We start from the raw sequence: 16,529 nt of genomic DNA on the forward strand, positions 1-16,529 counted from the left end.
GGTTTTGGAGCTACGGCGAAGGGAGTAGATGCACCGGCAAAAGGAAAACGGGCACCTCCGGGCGGGTGCTACAGGCCGTAGATTGCGACGATCGCCCAGAAGGTCAGCCAAAGGGCTCCTGCGCCCAGCGCAAGCATCGCGGCGACGAACGCTACGAAGTACCCGATGCGGCGCGAAAGCTCGGGCGCTGCCGGAACGCATCTCGCGTAGATCCAGGCGGCCCACAGTACAAGCGCCAGCGCTCCGGCCGCCACGACGCTCCCCGACATCGCCAGGATCCGATGCTGCTCCAGGAAGCGCAGGCCGACACTGAGCAAGGGCATCGCCAAGGTCCAGGCCAGCATGTTCAGCGGCAGCCACCACCGCGTTTTCATCGGATCGCCTCGCCCTTGTAGTAATGCGCCGGCATGGGGCTCTCCCAACCTGGCGTCTGATATCCAGGTACGGACACCAAAGGCACATAGCCCGTCACGCTCTTGAGCAAGCCTGCGACATAGGAACTGCTTGTACTCCCCGGGACGCATGCGCGAGCCGAGGATGTTCTTCGGCGCCGAGTACGGAGAAACATAGCTCGCGAATTTCTGAGAGTTGACGATGAGCTGGCGTGCAAACTCTTGTCGACTCATGTCCTGCGGGGGATTCAAAGGAATCTTGGCCCGCACCTCGCCAGGAAGCGAGTTCGTGTATCGGTTCGATCGGATCAGACCAAAATTTCGCCTGCCTGCTTCAAAGAAGGATGGCTGACCATCGATCACGGTGATGCCGCTGTAGGCGTCGTCGATGACGATCGAAAAATGCAGGTCGGGCGTGGGCCAGGTGACATAGCCGACAGGATCTGCAGCGATGCGCCCGTACAGAGTGATGTTGGGCTCCGAATGCTGCGCACGCGCAGCCGAATTCATGTTCGTTGACATTGTTCTCTCCCTTGATTGGCCAGTTGCCCTGGCAGGCCCGATCCATGATATCGGCCTGGACGGGTGCTGCCGGTTGGTCAAGGTTCCCACTTCGGGTCAGCGGGGCCTGGGCTGTCGAGCACATCAGCAGGGCTCAGCCTTGAGACGCCAGCTGTAGATGCTCAGCGCGCGCCAACTCCGGCGCGCAGGGCCTCGACCTGCTCCCGGTAGTTCTTCTCGATGCGCTGCAGGCGCTTCTCGCGCGCCGCGTCGTTGACCCAGGCGGCGGCCATGGCGCTCTGCTTGCCGAGCTGGTATTCGAGCATGGCCTCGGCCAGCAGCGCGCTGTCGTCGGCGGCGGCATAGCCATGGGCCGCGCGCAGGGTCTTCAACACCTCGCGCTCGGCATCGGCGCCGGCGCCCTTGCCCTGGCCGTAGCCCACCAGGAAGGCCTGCAGCCGCGCCTGGAACTCGGGCGGATAGCTGCGCCGCACCACCATCTGCGCACCGGGCGGCGGCTCGGACTCCCACACGATGTGCAGCCGCGCGGCCTCCACCGGGAACTGCTCCCTGAAGCGCTCGAAGTCGGTGGTGTTGTTGGTGGCCACGTCGGCATCGCCGTTGGCCACGGCGAGCGCGGTGGCCTGGTGGGTGCCGACGATCTCGCCGCGGAAGCGCGTTTCCATCGCGATCTTGCGCGGCAGGAAAAGCTGGCTCTGCGGAATGAGGAAGCCGGTCACCGAGCGGCTGTCGCCGCGCGCCAGCCGCCAGCGCTCGGGCTCGGCGAGCACGGCCTCCAGCGTGCTGGGCAGGCCGGTCTTGCGCGTCAGCAGCACGGCGCGGTGCGTCGGCATGCCGGGCCGGCGCGCGATCTGCGCCACCACCTTCATGCGCCGCTGCATCACGGCATCGAGCGCCATCTTGGCCGAGAGAAAGGCCATGTCGATCTCGTCGCGCTTGATGGCGCGGTCGAGCTCCTCGTACGACGCCACCGAGTAGGCGCTCACGGGCACGCCCATGGCCTGGCTCAGGTCGGCCAGCAGCGGCGTCCACAAGGCACGCGATTCGACTGCCCCGCCCAGCGGCAGCACGCCGAAGCGAATCGACTTGACCGGCGCAGAACCTGCCTTGTCCGCCATGCTGGCACTGCCCTGCGCCAGGCAGGCGGCGGCAACGGCCAGCAGCGCGAGCGCCGCGGCAACCGAACGCAGGAGACGCAGCATGGACATGGGCAGGGCCCGCGTCAGGGAGAGAGGTCGCGCAGCACGGCGGTCTGTTCCGCGTACCCGCTTTCGATGCGCGAGAGCCGCGCCTGCCGCGCCGCATCGTTGACCCACTGCGCGCTCATGGCGTTCTGCCTGGCCAGTTGGTAGGCCAGTTTGGCGGCAGGCTGCAGCGAGCTGTTGTCCGCCGCCATGAAGCCGGCCAGGTCATGCAGCGACTTGAGCACCACGCGCTCGGCATCGCCCTTGGGCCCCTTCGCGCGGCCATAGCCGACCAGGAAGGCCTGCACGCGGCTGCGCAGTTCGGGCGGGTATTCGCGCCGCACCACGATCTGCGCATGCGGAATGAGCTCCGACTCCCACAGCACCTGCAGCCGCTCGGCCTCGGCCGGGAAGCGTTGCTTGAAGCGCTCGAAATCGGCGGTGTTGTTGGTGGCCACGTCGGCTTCGTTGTTGGCCACGGCCAGCGCGGTGGTCTGGTGGGTGCCGACGATCTCGCTCAGGAAACGCGTTTCCATGGCGATGTGGTTGGGCAGGAACAGCTGCAGCTGCGGCACGATGAAGCCCGACACCGACTGCCGCTCGCCGCGCGCGAGGCGCCAGCGCTCCGGCTCCGCGAGCAGGCTCTTCATGCTGTTGAAGGGGGGCGCCTTGCGCGCCAGCAGCAGGGCCCGGTAGCCGGGCAGCCCGTCGTGCCGCACCACCTGGGCCACCACCTTCATGCGCCGCTGCGTGACGGCGTCCAGCGCCATCTTGCCGGACAGGAAGGCCATGTCGACCTCGCCGCGCTGGATGGCCTGCTCGAGCGCTTCGTACGAGTTGACCGACAGCACGCTCACGGGCCTGGCGATGGCGCGGCTCAATTCGGCCAGCAGCGGATCCCAGTCGCTGCGCGACTCGAAGGCGCCGCCCAGCGGCAGGATGCCGAAGCGCACCGGCGCATCGGGCTGCGGCGCGGGCTGGGCAAGGGCTGCCAGCGGCAGGCTGGCAAGCAGCGTCAGGATGGCGGTTGCGGCGCCGCGGCAAACCATGCGCGCCATGGTGGCGGCAGCGCGCCCGAAGCCCGGGCGGCGGGAGGCGCCAGAGGCGTCGGAAGTGCCGGAAACCTTCCGGGCGCGGCATGGAGAGGCCTGCATTTTTGGAACACGAAGACATGGGGCCGCTGCGGACCAGCGGGTCTAACATGGACAACGCGACGCGATTAGATACTAAATACAAGTAGTTTTCGTGATGTTTTTCCCATCTTTCGCGCGCTCGGCCACTCCCCTAAGCTTGACCTTCATGCGCCAAATTCCCCCATGAACTGGAACTTCCGCGTCCTCCGGGGGCTTGCGCGCCTCACCTTCGCCCAGCAGCTGATCCTGCTTGCGCTGGTGCCCGCCACCGCGGCCACGCTGGCCGCCATTGCCGTGCTGACGCGCCAGCACCTGGACAACCTGACCGAGCTGATGCGCGCCAATGCGCAGACGGTGGCCATGCAGGTGGCCACGGCGGCGCAGACGCCGCTGGTGCGCATGGACCGCCGCATGCTGCAGCGCACCGCCCAGTCGGGCACCTACCAGCCGCACGTGCAGCAGGTGCAGATCTGGTCGGAGGACGGCGAGATCGTGGCCAACTCCGAAACGGTGGACCGCGCGCGCGGCGAAGGCCTGCAGGTGGTGGTGCCGATCGTCAGCGACGAGGGCCGGCACAACGGCAAGGTGATGGTGGAGATGAGCCTGGACGCGGTGCAGGACGCGCGGCGCTCGGTGTGGCTCAACGTGGTGCTGGTGCTGGCGATCAGCCTGGTGGGCGTGGGCCTGGCGGGCTGGTGGGCGGCGCGGCGCATCAGCGAGCCGATCCGCGCGCTCGGCAAGGCCGTGGACCGGCTCGGCGCGGGCGAGGCCGCGAGCGTATCGATCGAAGGCACCTCCGAGATCCGGCATCTGCAGCACGGCTTCAACCAGGCGGCGCGCGCGCTGGCCGAGAGCCATCGCCTGCTGCAAAGCCGCATCAGCGAGGCCACCGCCGAGCTCGCGCGCAAGAACCAGCAGCTCGAAGTGGCAAGCCAGGCCAAGACGCGCCTGCTGGCCGCGGCCAGCCATGACCTGCGCCAGCCGCTGCATGCGCTCACGCTCTTTTCCGACGGGCTGGCCAATGGCGAGACCGACCCGGCGCGCCTGCAGCGCATCGGCCACATCCGCGAGTGCGTCGACTCGCTCGACCGGCTGTTCTCCGAGCTGCTCAATCTTTCGCAGCTCGACGCCGGCGTGCTGCAGCCGCAGTGGGCCGACTTTCCGCTGGACCGGCTGTTCGACGAGATCAGCCGCAACTTCCGGCCGGTGGCCGAGCAGCAGGGCCTGCGGCTGGTCGCGCGCAAGACCGAGCTCTGGGTGCGCTGCGACTACGTGATGCTCTCGCGCATCCTCAACAACCTGGTGTCGAACTCGCTGCGCCACACGCTCGAGGGCGGCGTGCTGATCGGCGCACGGCGGCGCGGCAAGGGGGTTCGCATCGACGTGGTGGACACCGGCGTGGGCATCGCGCCGCAGCACCAGGCACGCGTGTTCGAGGAGTTCTACCAGGTGGAGGCCACGGGCCGCCAGGCACCGCGCGGCGCACGCGGCATGGGCCTCGGGCTGGCCACGGTGCAGCGCCTGGCGGAGCTGCTCAACACGCGCGTCGACCTCACGTCCAGGCCGCACAAGGGCACCTGCGTGCGCGTACTGGTGCGCTCGGCGCCGGCCGCGCTGCCGCAGCCGGCCACCGCGCCCGCGGCCGGCGGTGCCGAAGAAGAAGCGAGCCTGGAGAACCTGCGCATCCTGGTGATCGACGACGAGCGCACCATCCTCGAAGGCCTGACGGTGGTGCTTGCCAACTGGGGCGCCGAAGTGCTGGCCGCGCAGACGCGCGCCGAAGCGCTGGCGCTGGCCGACGCCTGGGAGCAGCCGCCCGACGTGGTGGTGAGCGACCTGCTGCTGCAGGGCGGCGACAACGGCCTGGACGTGATCGCCGCGCTGGAGCGCCACCCGCGCGGCATCGGGCCGGGCACGGCGCGGCTGCTGGTCACGGGCGAGACCAAGCCGGACCGCTTGCGCGAAGTGGCGAGCGCCGGCATCGCGGTGCTCTACAAGCCGGTGTCGCCGCGCGTGCTGCGCCAGGCGATCCAGGCGCAGCGCGCCGCGGTGCTGTCGAACGCCGACGCCTGACAAGGGTAGTGCGTCGGACATAGGCCAAGCGGCTGCCGCGGCTGTGATCTTCATCACAGCCGCGCGGGGCTGCGGGCAGCGACATAAGCCCTCTGCCTTATCGCGCGAGGCAGGCGGCTTCCGTACATTGGGTGCTGCACTTGCTGCTGAAGCAGCCCATGTTTGTCGCCGTGAACCCTCTCATCTCGCTCCTCCGGAAACGGCGACGCCAAGGCGCCTGCGCCGTGCTGGTTCTTGTCTGCATGGCGCAGCTCGCCGCCAGTGCCTGGGCGGCCGAGCTCACGGTGCTGGTGAGCGACGAACTCCCGGCGCATGCCGAGTTCGTGCAGCATCTGCGCGCGAGCCAGGAGCCTGGCAGCCGCTTCGAACTGGTGCGGCTGGCGCCGGGCGGTGCCGAAGCCGCGCAGCCGGTGGAAACGGCTCGCGCCGAACCCGAGTCCGAGCGCGGCGCCAATGCCGGCGTGCGCACGCGCAGCCTGCGCATCGCGCCCGCGAACGCCGCGCTCACCCTCGCGGTGGGCGCGCCCGCCGCACGCGCCGCGCTGGAGCGCCCGGGCCAGCAGCCGCTGGTGCTCGCGATGCTGAGCCGGCTCGACTACGAGAGCCTTCGCGCCAGCAGCGCGGCGCTCAAGCGCGGCGACCGGCGCGTGGGCGTGCTGCTGCGCGACCCGGCCATGGCGGACCAGCTCGCGCTGATCGGTGCGGTACTGCCGCAGAAGCACCGCATCGGCGTGGTCGCCACGCTCGAATCCGAACCGCTGGTGCGCGAACTGCAGCGCGCCGCGCAGAACGGCACTCCGCCCTGGGACATCCAGGTGGAGTACGCGCCCGACGACAGGTCGCTGGCCGGCGCGCTGCGCTCGGTGGTGCCGCGCAGCGATGCCCTCTTGGTGCTGCCCGACCTGATCGGCGACAACCAGGCCGCCACGCTCTCGGTGCTGCACGCGGGTGCCGGCGCGGGCCTGCCGGTGTTCGGCGCCAGCGAAGGGCTGGTGCGTTCGGGCGGCCTGGCCGCGGCCGTCTCCACGCCGGCGCAGCTGGCCCAGCAGGCACGCCTGCTCGGGCAGAAACTTGCGAGCGGCGCCGGCGGCAGCGGCAACCCGCTGGTGGAATCGGCCGCGCCCGCGACCGTGCGGGTCAACGTCACCGTGGCGCGCGGACTCGGCCTGCGCCTGCCCGAGGAGCGGGAACTGACCGAGCGGCTCACGGTCGTCCGATGAGCGAGACGCTGCCCTCCGCGGGCGGGCTCGCCGATGCATCGGCACCGCCCTCCTCCCCTGCCTCCACGCCCACGCTGCTGGTGCGCGGCAACCTGCAGCGCGACCTGTTCCGGCTCGGCGTGGTGCCGTGCGCCGCGGTGGCGCTCGCGCTCACCGGCTGGTTCACCCACAGCCGCCTGCAGACGCTCGAGGCCGCCTTCGACGCCGAAGGCCAGGCGGTGGCGCGCCAGGTGGCGGCCATGTCCGACCTGAGCCTCTATGCCGGCGACCTGCCGGCGCTGCAGAACGTGGCCAATGCCGCGCTGCGCGGCGGCCAGGTGATGCGCGTGGAAATCAGCAACAGCGCCGGCGTCTACGTGACGGCCGGCCCCAAGGCCTCGTCGCTCGCGCAGCTGCGCATGTTCACCTCGCCGGTCACGCTGCGCGAGGCCTCGCGTGCCAGCGCCTTCGCGCCGGCGGGCTCCACCGCCGCCGGCGAAACCCCCATCGGCCTGGTGCAGACCTTTCGCGATACCACGGCCTATGCGCGCGAGCGCAGCCGCTCGCTGATCGCGAGCATCGGCATCGCGCTGGTGGCACTGCTCGCGGCCTGGGCCTCGGTGCGCCACATGGCGCGCACGGTGGCGCGGCCGCTGCGGCGCGTGTCGCGCACCGTGGCCGCACTCCAGGCCGGGCACTTCGAGGCGCGCTGCGACGTGGCCGAGGGCGACAGCCGCGCGGCCGCCGGAGGCTCCAGCAAGGGCCGCGCGCACGAGCTCACGGTGCTCGCGCATGACATCGACCGCCTGGCCGAGCGCCTGCAGCGCAACCGGCAGATCAGCGAGGAGCGCGTGCGCGAGGCCACCGCGGTGGCGCTGCAGCGCATGGCCGAGGCCGAGCAGGCGGCGCTCTCGCGCGCCCGCTTCCTGGCCGCGGCCAGCCACGACCTGCGCCAGCCGCTGCATGCCATGGGCCTGTTCATCGACGGCCTGCTGCCGGGCGCCAGCCCCGCGCAGCGCCCCGCCATGCTGCGGCTGCAGGAGAGCACCGAATTCATGGGCGTGCTGCTCGACGACCTGCTGGAGATCTCGCGGCTCGATGCCCAGGTGCTGACGCCGGCGATCACCAAGGTGCCGCTCGCGGCGCTGTTCGACCAGCTCGATGCGCAGCATGCCGCCACCGCGGTCGAAACGCATGTGCGCCTGCGCTGGAGCGACCGCGGCCTCGCGGTGCGCAGCGACGCGGCACTGCTGCAGCGCATCGTCGGCAACCTGGTGGCCAACGCGCTGCGCCATGCGCCGGCCGGCGGCACCGTGCTGGTGGCTGCGCGCCGCGCCCGCGGAAAGAACGGCGACAGCGTGCGCATCGAGGTGCGCGACAACGGCATCGGCATCGCGCCCATCCACCAGGGCCGCATCTTCGAGGAGTTCTACCAGGTGGCCAACACCGAGCGCGACCGCCGCCGCGGCTTCGGGCTGGGCCTGGCGATCTGCGCGCGCATCGCGGCGCTGCTGGGCACCCGCATCACGCTGCGCTCGGCGCTTCAGGCGGGCAGCACCTTCGCGCTCACCCTGCCCGCGGCCCATGCAGCCGACGCCACCGCGCCCGAGCCCGCGCCGCTGGCGCTGACGCCGCTGGCCGGGCTGCACTGCATGGTGGTCGACGACGACCCCGCCATCCTCGACGGCAGCCGCGCACTGCTGGAGCAATGGGGCTGCCAGGTCGAATGCGTGGCCACCGGCGCCGAGGCCATTGCGCGGCTGGGCACTGGCGACGTGCATTTCGATGCGGTGCTGTGCGACCTGCAGCTGGCCGGCGACGCCGACGGCATGGACGTGATCGACGCCGCCAGGCGCCTGCAGCCCGATGCGCTCGCGGTGCTGGTCTCGGGCGCCACCGGCCCCGAGGTGCTGCAGCGGCTGCGCCACGGCGGCGTGATGCTGCTGACCAAGCCGGTCGCGCCCGCCAAGCTGCGCGCACTGCTCACCACGCGGCGCCATGCGCACGCGGCCTGAACTGCACGCCCCCTTCCACCAGGCATTCACCACGCATCGACCACGCCATGCTCGACACCGCCGCCCTCAAGGGCATCCGTCCCTTCGTCGCCACGCCCAGCTACAGCGGCGCCATGACCAGCCTCTACGTGCGCAGCCTGCTGGGCCTGGTCAATGCGGCGTGGACGCACGGTTTCGCCATGCAGACGCGCTTCCTCGACGGCGACAGCCTGCTCACGCGCGCACGCAACCGGCTGGTGGCCGAGTTCATGGCCGATGCGCAATGGACACACCTGTTCTGGATCGACGCGGACGTCGGCTTCACGCCCGATGCTGCCCTGCGCCTGCTGCTGTCCGGCCGCGACGTGGTGGCCGGCGTCTACCCGCACAAGCACGACGGCTGGCCGGCCCAGGGCCTGGCGCGGCCGTTGCCGGCGGGCGCCACGCAGGCCGACTTCGACGCGCTGCATGCCCGCTATCCGCTGAACCTGCGCCACACGCCGACGCAGGCCGACGCGGACGGCTTCGTCGAGGTGCTGGACGCGCCGACCGGCTTCATGCTCATCGCCCGCGGCGTGTTCGAACGCATGGCCGCGGCCATGCCCGAGCTGCGCTACACCCCCGAGGCCGGCGACCACGCCAACGCACACCTGCCGCACTGGCGCTTCTTTGACACCCAGTTCGAGCCCGCCACCGGCCGCTACCTGAGCGAGGACTTCGCCTTCTGCCGGCGCTGGCAGCAACTGGGCGGCCAGGTGTTCGTCGACCTGCAGTCGCGCCTGTCGCACCAGGGCCTGAAGACCTGGCACGGGGACCTGCCGCGCGCCCTGGGCGCACTGGACGCGCTGGACGGCCACGGCCTCCCGCGGTGAGCCGGCGCGCCGGGCCCGTCATGTCCGCCGGGCCGGCGGATCGAAGGTCCACCGCACCCGCAGCAGGCCCCAGAGCTCCTCCGGCGTCAGGCCGGCGCCGGCCGAGCGCAGCAGCTCGTCGTGCAGCCCCTCGGGCGGCGGCAGGCCGGCCTGCAAATAGGTGGCCCGCCAGCGCGATTCGTACAGCACGGTGTACTGCTGCGTCCAGCGCACCCGCAACCCGTGGTGCTGCATGAGCCAGCACATCGCCCGGTCGCACACCGGCGTCAGCGAACGCGGCAGCTGCGACCAGGCGCCCCAGAGGAAGCCGGCCGAGCGGGCCAGGCTGATGCAGTTGGTGTCCACGAATTCCGACCCTGGTGCCTCGTCCGGCGGGACGATCCGCAGGTGCTCGTGGCCCGGCAGGAACATGTGGCGCGAGGAGAACACCGCGTCGACCGGACGGCCCCGCGCCCGCGCCTCGGCGTAGGCCTGCACCACCGAGGCGACGTGGCCGGGCAGGAACAGGTTGTCGGCGTCCAGGAAGCACACCACATCGGCGCCGTCGGCCAGCGCGCACAGCGCGCCGATGCCGCGCGGCGTACAGCCGAAGTTGGCGTTGCCGTGCGGCAGCGGGATGTGCCGCACCTGCGGCCACTCGGCCAGCAGCCCGGGCTGCGCAAGGCCATCCGCCACCATGTAGTGCACCACGTGCGGATGGCCCTGCGCGCGCACGCTCTGCATGCAGCGGCGCAGCACCTCGGGCGGCTCGCGGTGATAGGGGGTGACCACAGCCACCCGGAGCGGCGTGCCGTGCACCTCAGCTCCCGCGGTCTGCCAGTATGGGGATGCTGCGGGCCGCAGGCCGCGACGCGGGAAAGAGCGCGGCCGGGCGGCGCGAGGCGCAGGTGCTGGTCTCCCTGCGCACGCTGTGGCTGATGCCGCAGAACTGGTTGCACCCGCGCATCGCCGCGCGGATGAACTCCGCCTCGCGCCAGAACAGGTGCAGGTCGCCGGGCTTGTCCAGCCGCATGCCCGGAAAGCTGCCCGAGAAGCACAGGCGCGCCACGCCGTAGTGGTCCACCATGATGTTGCGCTCGTAGGTGTTGCAGATGTGTTCCGGCGTGCGTGTGTCCGAGCCCCAGCCGCGCGCCGCGTCCGGGCAGGCGCGCAGCGTGGAGAAGTACATGTGGACCTGATGCAGCCAGAGCGGGTTCAGCCCCAGGCGGAAGCGCTGGTCGCAGCGGCGGATCACCTCGACCAGCCGGTCCGGGTCCACGTCGCGGTGGGCGGCGAAGAACGGATCGACCAGTTCCATCTGGCCGAAGCTGGGCTGCAGGAAGTTCAGCTTCAGCTTGTCGGCGCCCAGTTCGTCCAGCACGAAGGCGTAGAAGTCCTCCAGTTCGAGATAGTTCTCGTCGAAGATGAGGCCCATGGCGTTGATCTTCGTGTCGCTGCCCGGCGTGCGCGCCCGCGCCGCCAGCAGCAGGCGCAGCGCGGCGACCGCCTTGCCGAAGGCGCCCTTCACGCCGCGCGTGCGGTCGTGCAGGGCCGGCCGATGGCTGTTGAGCGACACCGAGATGCCGTGCGGGCCCTCGCGGATCATGCGCTCGGCCGTGGCCTCGTCGCGCACGCGGGTGCCGTTGATGACCGACAGGCAGGTCAGGCCCAGTTCGCGGCAGGTGCGCGAGATGTGGAAGTAGTCCTCCAGGTCGAGCATGCTCTCGCCGCCGCAGATCACCACGCTGCCCTGGGGATTCATCCCGGCAAACTCTGCCAGCACCTCGTGCCGGCGCGCCGGGCCGAGGTAGCGCGCACGGTCGGCGTCGTCGAGCTTCCAGAAGTCGCAGTGCTCGCAACGCAGGTTGCAGCGCTTGTTCATCTGGATGAACAGGAACAGGGGCGGCGGCAGTTCCACGGCCAGCTTCGCTCTCAGAAATCCGCGCAGCCGTTCTTGCGATCGGTGGCCACGCAGCTGGTGAGGTTGGGCCGCGAGCGCACGCGCGACCATTCGCGCGCCAGCAGGTCGCCGTCCTGCTGCGCACGTTCGCCCTCCAGCGGCCCGGTGGCAAAGCAGATCGGCGGTGCACCGAGGTTGCGGTCGAAGGTGTAGGTGTTGGTGTTGGGCAGCTCGCGCACCAGGTCCACGCTCGGAAAGTCGGGCCGGCGCAGGCTGGCCGTCACGGTCAGTGTCCCGGGCACCACGTCCACCGCATAGCCGGCCGCCGAGGTGAAGCTGCCGGTGATCGCATAGCGCCCGGCGGGGCTGAGGATGCCGGCCAGGCTCGTGGGCGTGCCCAGGAAGCCGGCCGTGCCGTCGCCCAGGATCAGCCCGCCGATGGTGAAGCCGAAGGGCGGGTTGGCCATGCCGAAGGGCCGGCTGGCGTCGCCGATGACCACCGTGGCCCGCGGCTGCTGGGCGTAGATGAAATGGTTGTCGCCCGGCGTGATGCTCACGGTGCACAGGCCCAGGTAGGCGCAGTGGAACAGGTTGGGCGTGGCGCCCGAGCCGGCGAGGCCGCCGCGCGATTCGCCCACCCAGGTGTCGGCCCAGATGCGCCAGGGCGCGCCGCCGATGCTGCCGCCGCCCGCATTCTGGAAGCGCGACGCGGCCACCAGGTCGGTGCCCGAGGTGCTGCTGACGGCGGTGTCCAGCGTGAGGTCGCCCGAGAGCGTGCGCACAAACACCGTGTCCGCCGCCATCGAGGTGGCCGACACCACCTGCGGCTGGTTGGTGCCGGCGTCGAAGCCGGTGACCGACAGCGCACCGATGCGCACGCCGTCCACGTCCTGGTAGCGGAAAGCGCCGGCGGCGCCGCCGCCCAGCGTGTTCTCGCTCACGTTGTTGGCCGCCCGGTCCAGCAGCACGCTGCCGCGGCTGGAGCGCGCCAGCAGGTGCTGGGCGGTGATCGGCGCGTTCGCCGTCTGCGTGATGTCGCCGGCCGAGAGCAGGCCCAGGCGGTCCGCCGTGACGGCGCCATTCAGCACGATGCCGCCGGCGCCGCCCACGCCTTCGTTCTGCAGCGTGAGGGCGCCGCCGGTCGCGACCGGGCCGGCCACGGTGATGGTGCCTGCGTGTGTATTGCTGCCCACCACCACGCTCGGCGCGTTCAAGCGCGACATCAGCGCATCGGACAGCGTGAAGCCGGGCCCCGCCGCGCCTCCGACGGTGATGCCGGTGGCCGTGGCATCGAAGGCGTTGAGCGCCGTGTCCATGCCGCCCGGCCGCAGGTTGATGGTGCCGGCGGCGCTCACCGGCGCGTCGATCACCAGGGCGGGCACGGTGCCATCACTGGCCGCACGCAGCACCAGATTGCCGCTGCTTTGCACCTGGGGCGCCGCACCGGGACCACCGGCCGGCGTCGTGCCGGCCTGGATCGACACGCCGGGACTGGCCCGGCTGGAAGCGCCGGTGAGCTCGATGCTGCCGCCGCCCGTGGTGGCCAGGCGCGCGCCGTCTTCCAGCCGCACGCCGCTGTCGGTGCCGTCGAACACGTTTCCGTCGAAGCTGCCGCGCAAGGCGATGTTGCCGCTGCCAGCGGTGATGCTGCTGCCGCCGCGCACCAGGACGCCGTGCGTGGCCGCGAAGGCCGAGGACGGGTTGGCTCGGGCCACACCCTGCACCCGTACGTCGCCGCTGGTGGTGGAGATGCTGCTGGCGACGTTGTTTCTGCTGCGGTCGATCACGACGCCGCTTCCGGCGGAAAACGACGGATTGCCCACGCCCGTGATGCCGATGTCGCCCGTGGAAGCGGCGATCTGCGAGCCGGTGAGGCGCACGCTGCCGCTGACGATGCCGACATCGCCTCCGGCGCCGGCATCGGACTGGCCCACCCGCGTGTCGATCACTGTTTCGTCCAGGCTGACCAGCCCCACGGGCGCACCGGACGGACCGGTGGTGATGGACACCGCCCCGCCGCCGGTGTCGATGCGGGCGTTGCCCAGGTTTACCGCGCTGTTGGCATGCATCGTGACGCGGCCACCCTGCGTGGAGATGGTGGCCACATCGGCGGCCGAGCTGCCCTGGAAGGAGATGCTCCCGAACGTACCGCCGGCCGTGCCCGCGTTGAAGATCACGTCCATCGGTCCGCTGGTCGAGCGGATGGTGGGTGCCAGCCACGAGGAGGAGAAGGTGCGGCCGATGCTGCTGGCCGCGTCCAGCTGGAAGAACACCGGCGCTGCGCCGGTGTTGCGCTCGATCGCCACGCCGCTGTCGAAGTTGATGTTGCCCGCGTCGGTGCCACCGGTGCCGGTCGTGATGGTCACGCTGGTGCCACCGTTGAGGGCATTGTTGATGTCGCCGTCCTGGATGGTCGAGGTGGCCACCGGGTCGAAGGGATTGGTGGGCAGCGAGCCGCTGGCCGTCCCGTGTTCGATGGTCACGTCGTAGGGGTCGACGATCCACCGGCCCGCCAGGCCGGCCGGCGCCGAGGCATCGACGCGAATGCCGCGCACGTCGAACGAGCCGCCCGAGGTTTCGATCGCGCCGCCGTTGCCACCGGCGCTGCCGCCCCTGGCCTGCAGGTCGCCGAAGACGCGCACCGAGCGCTCGCCCACGACGGTGATGCTGCCGCCGTTGCCGCTGCCCAGGGCGTTGGCCAGCAGCGTGAGGTTCGGGCCGATGGAGACCACGCCCGAATTCTCGTTGCCGGCGCCGGGCGCGGTCGTGCCGCGGATCTCGATGCTGCCGCCGCCGCCCGCGCCGCTGGCGTCCGCCAGGCCGCTGGCGTCCGCTGTGGACTCCGCAAGGATGTTGCGCCCCGTCACGCTGATGCTGCCGCCCATGCCGGTGGTGCTGGCGGCATCGAGCAGCGTGCCTTCGAAGGCGCCGGCTCTCAAGGCCACATCGCTCGTGCCGGCTGCGACCCGGATGCTGCCGCCCGCGGCATGCAGCCCGTCGGTCTGCTGCGAAGACGAGAGCCGCACACCAAAGGGCGTGACCGTCGCGTCCATGGGCGCGAAGCCCAGCGCCACGCCCTCGCCGTCGTAGCCGAAGCCCGCGCTGCCGGCCGTGCCGTTGATCTCTATGCTGCGACCCGCGCCGGCCTCGACCCGCGTGCCGTCGATCACCACGCCATTCGAGGCGCCCACGGTGAAGCTGGTGCCGCGTTCGACGGCTTGCGTGCGCAGGCCGTCGGCCATGCCCGACAGGTTGCCGCCCTGGCCCGTGATGCGCACATCGCCGCCGGTGGTCAACTTCGAGCCGCTGATCAGTACGCCGGCGCCGTCCGGGGGCTCGCCGACCGGACCGCCGCTGGCCCAGTCGCGCACCGTCCCGGTCAGGGCGATGTCGCCGCTCGCGGAAGACAGGGCGACCGAATAGTCGTCGCCGTTCAGCCGCACGCCCGAGCCTCCCGCGGCGCCGCGGCCAGCCAGCGCGATGCCGCCGGCCTGCGTGCTCAGCGTGCTGTCGCCGTCGATGCGTACGCCATCGGTGGCGCTCAGGAAGCCGCTGCCCACCTCGGCGGTGCCGCCTTCGCCGCGCAGCGAAATGCTCCCCGTCCCGAGCGTGCTCAAGGTGCTGCCGCCCAGCCAGACGCCGCTGCGGATATCGCCGGCGCCATCGGCGTCCGGGCCCTTGACCTGCCCGCCGATCGCTCGCCCGTTCTCGCTGTCGCCCTGCCCGAAGAAGCGGATGTTCCCGCCGTTGGCATCGATGCGCGCGCGGTCCAGCCGGATGGCTGCCGCAATGCCGTTGTCCTGGCCGACCTCGGCGGCGGCCAGGCCCTGCGCGTCGGCATTGAACTCGACGTTCAGCACGCCGCTGGTGGAGGCGATGGTTGCGCCTTCGCCTTCGGCGTCCCAGCGCATGTCGATGTTGCCCACCGAATTCACGCGCAGCGTGGCCGCGCCGCCGCCGTCCTTGATCACCTGGGCGCCGGGCTGGAACACGACGGCATCGTTGATCTGCGCCACCTTGCTGGACGAACGCGTGGTCAGCGTCACGTCGGTGCCCTGGCTCAGCGCCTTGCCGATCACGCTGGCCGCGATGTTGCCGGAATCGGTGTCGGCCACGACCGAGAGATTGCGGCCCGTCTCGGCCGTCCAGCTGCCGTTGGCGCCGCCTTCATTGCCGCCGGCGGCAATCTGTGCGCTCGCCAGCACATTCAGGTTGCCGGCCGTGGTGCGGATGCTGCCGCCGGCCACGCCCGCCGCATTGCCGCGCGCATCCAGCGTGCCGCTCACCTCGAGGCCGGCCCCGCTGTCGACTTGCGCGCCGACGGCTTCCAGCACGATCTCGCCGCCGCGCTCGACCAGCGAACGCGCGCGCACCGTGCCGCTCTGGTTGACCACCTGCTGCACCAGCCCGGAGGCGCCCACCAGCACCACGCGCCCGCCGTCGGCCGTGATGGTGCCGGTGTTCATCACCAGCGCCTTGGTGGTGGGATCGGTGGCCTGCTCGCTGGCCACCGAGGTGTTCATGAGTCCGCCTTCGAGCGGCACCGTGAACTTCGTCAGTCCGTCGCCCTCGAAGTCCAGCGTCACCCGGGCGCCCGACACCAGGCCCGCCGAGCCGCGCGCCACGTTGATCTCGCCTTCGTTGCGCACCAGCGCACCAATCAGCCCGAGCGTGCCGCCGTCGCCCACGTTGATGACCGCACCGGGCTGAACCGTCACGCGGGCAATGCTGTTGGCGTCGTTGATGCCGCCGCCGAACACCAGCTGGCCGCCCTTGCCCACCACGCTGGTCTCCTTGGCGATCTGGCTGTCGCTGATGTCCAGCGTGGAGGCCACCAGTCCGCCGACGTTCACCTGGGCCTTGCTGCCGAAAAGAACGCCCGAGGGGTTGACCACGAACACATGCCCGTTGGCCGACAGCGTGCCGTTGATGACCGACCGCTCGATCACGCCGCCGCTGCCCACCACGCGGTTGAGCATCACGCTCGCGGCGCCCATCTGCTGGTTGATGTTGAGCGTCTTGCCGCCGTCCAGCGAAAACGCATTCCAGTTGACGATGGCATTCATCGTGCTCTGGTTGAGCCTCTGCATGGCCGCCGTGCCATTGGGAGCGACGCTCACATTGCCGAACACCACGGCGCCGTTCTGGGGAAAGCCCGCCGGCAGGTTGAGCTGCGCCCAGGCCGGCACCATGCCCATGCAGGCCAGCGACAGCACGAGCGGCCGCACGCGCCAGTGCCGCGGCAGGGCTTTCGCGGAAAGATCATGGTTTCTCATGCTGC

Annotated in this window: 10 protein-coding genes; 4 read left to right on the plus strand and 6 right to left on the minus strand. The window is 71.0% G+C overall.

Annotated elements, in window-relative coordinates:
* Positions 1-68 precede the first annotated feature (68 nt).
* From L1081_RS17620 to phnD (L1081_RS17630), 3 genes are all read right to left on the minus strand, one after another.
* Entirely contained in the window at positions 69-914 is an 846-nt protein-coding gene (locus L1081_RS17620) for a hypothetical protein (protein ID WP_489413327.1), read from the minus strand.
* Positions 915-1,075: 161 nt separating this feature from the next.
* A complete protein-coding gene (gene phnD / locus L1081_RS17625) occupies positions 1,076-2,128 on the minus strand; it encodes a phosphate/phosphite/phosphonate ABC transporter substrate-binding protein (protein WP_489416809.1) in 1,053 nt (350 codons plus the stop codon).
* 8 nt (positions 2,129-2,136) lie between these two features.
* The gene (phnD, locus tag L1081_RS17630) at positions 2,137-3,147 is read right to left on the minus strand and encodes a phosphate/phosphite/phosphonate ABC transporter substrate-binding protein (protein ID WP_489416810.1); all 1,011 of its coding nucleotides are present in this window, start codon (positions 3,145-3,147) and stop codon (positions 2,137-2,139) included.
* Positions 3,148-3,414: 267 nt separating this feature from the next.
* Between phnD (L1081_RS17630) and L1081_RS17635 the strand changes: the two genes are divergently transcribed.
* The 4 genes from L1081_RS17635 to L1081_RS17650 all read left to right on the plus strand — a co-directional run bounded on the left by L1081_RS17635 (position 3,415) and on the right by L1081_RS17650 (position 9,369).
* Positions 3,415-5,304: an ATP-binding protein gene (locus L1081_RS17635; protein WP_489413328.1), complete on the plus strand. Its 1,890-nt coding sequence runs from the start codon at positions 3,415-3,417 to the stop codon at positions 5,302-5,304.
* Between the two features lie 224 nt (positions 5,305-5,528).
* Positions 5,529-6,524, plus strand: coding sequence for an ABC transporter substrate binding protein (locus L1081_RS17640; protein WP_489413329.1), 996 nt, complete (start codon positions 5,529-5,531; stop codon positions 6,522-6,524).
* On the plus strand, positions 6,521-8,518 hold the full coding sequence (locus tag L1081_RS17645) for an ATP-binding protein (RefSeq protein ID WP_489413330.1): 1,998 nt from the start codon (positions 6,521-6,523) through the stop codon (positions 8,516-8,518). The genes L1081_RS17640 and L1081_RS17645 overlap by 4 nt, the downstream gene beginning before the upstream one ends.
* Before the next feature lie 47 nt (positions 8,519-8,565).
* Complete coding sequence (locus tag L1081_RS17650) at positions 8,566-9,369, plus strand: hypothetical protein (protein ID WP_489413331.1); 804 nt, start codon at positions 8,566-8,568, stop codon at positions 9,367-9,369.
* An 18-nt stretch (positions 9,370-9,387) separates the two neighbouring features.
* Here L1081_RS17650 and L1081_RS17655 read toward each other — a convergent pair whose 3' ends face one another.
* The 3 genes from L1081_RS17655 to L1081_RS17665 are packed head-to-tail and all read right to left on the minus strand — an operon-like array spanning position 9,388 to position 16,524.
* Positions 9,388-10,146: a glycosyltransferase gene (locus L1081_RS17655; RefSeq protein ID WP_489413332.1), complete on the minus strand. Its 759-nt coding sequence runs from the start codon at positions 10,144-10,146 to the stop codon at positions 9,388-9,390.
* A 22-nt stretch (positions 10,147-10,168) separates the two neighbouring features.
* Positions 10,169-11,266 carry a radical SAM protein gene (locus L1081_RS17660; protein WP_489413333.1) on the minus strand — a complete coding sequence of 366 codons (1,098 nt, stop codon included), beginning with the start codon at positions 11,264-11,266 and terminating at the stop codon, positions 10,169-10,171.
* 14 nt (positions 11,267-11,280) lie between these two features.
* Positions 11,281-16,524, minus strand: a complete 5,244-nt coding sequence (locus L1081_RS17665) for a two-partner secretion domain-containing protein (protein ID WP_489413334.1) — start codon at positions 16,522-16,524, stop codon at positions 11,281-11,283.
* Positions 16,525-16,529: the final 5 nt, after the last annotated feature.

The organism is Variovorax sp. MSC1_012 (assembly GCF_023667525.1).
In the GTDB taxonomy this organism is placed as follows: Bacteria; Pseudomonadota; Gammaproteobacteria; order Burkholderiales; family Burkholderiaceae_C; genus Variovorax; species Variovorax beijingensis_B.